The organism is Pseudomonas sp. EZ-C24 (assembly GCF_014525325.1).
Taxonomy (GTDB): domain Bacteria; phylum Pseudomonadota; class Gammaproteobacteria; order Pseudomonadales; family Pseudomonadaceae; genus Aquipseudomonas; species Aquipseudomonas shirazensis.
The window spans coordinates 1,940-2,762 of sequence record NZ_JACDIU010000033.1 but is presented as its reverse complement, the minus strand read 5'-3'; the positions used below and the strand labels follow the sequence as shown (position 1 = coordinate 2,762).

Sequence of the window (823 nt, the reverse complement as noted above, 5' to 3'; positions counted from 1 at the left end):
CGCCTCAGGCAGGCAGCACCACGACTCTGACTGTAAGTGTCGGTGGCACTAACTACACCGTCAACGTTGGCGCCGATGGCAAGGGCACCTTGTCGGTCCCGAATACCAACGTTGAAGACGTGTACAAAGACGGTAGCGAAGTCACCGCGACTGTTACCGCGGTCAATGGCGGCAATTTCGAAGCTGTCGATCTGACTGGCGCGACCACCACTGTCGCTGTCGAAGACACCATCGACACCACTACCGTGGCCGTCACTGCTGAAGCAGCGAAGGAGGGTGATGCCAACCTCACCTTCAACTTCCAGTTGAGCAACCCGCCGCAGGCTGGCAGCACCACGACTCTGACTGTAAATGTCGGTGGTACTGATTACACGGTAACTGTTGGCGCCGATGGCAAGGGCACCTTGTCGGTCCCGAATACCAACGTTGAAGACGTCTACAAAGATGGCAGCGAAGTCACCGCGACTGTCACCGCGGTTAACGGTGGTAACTTCGAAGCGGTCGATCTGACTGGCGCGACCACCACCGTTGCTGTCGAAGACACCATCGACACCACCACCGTGGCCGTCACTGCTGAAGCAGCGAAGGAGGGTGATGCCAACCTCACCTTTAACTTCCAGCTCAGCAACCCGCCGCAGGCGGGTACCACTGCTACCTTGACCGTTAACGTCGGTGGCACTGATTACACGGTAACTGTTGGCGCCGATGGCAAGGGCACTCTCCAGGTCCCGAACACCAACGTTGAAGACGTCTACAAGGACGGCAGTGAAGTCACTGCGACCGTCACTGCGGTCAATGGCGGCAATTTCGAAGCCGTCGATCT

1 protein-coding gene is annotated in these 823 nt (G+C 58.0%); it reads left to right on the top strand.

The genetic code is table 11. From position 1 onward, the window contains the following. A partial coding sequence (locus tag IDM28_RS22115; RefSeq protein WP_223176024.1) for an immunoglobulin-like domain-containing protein occupies nt 1–823 on the top strand: 823 nt, incomplete at both ends.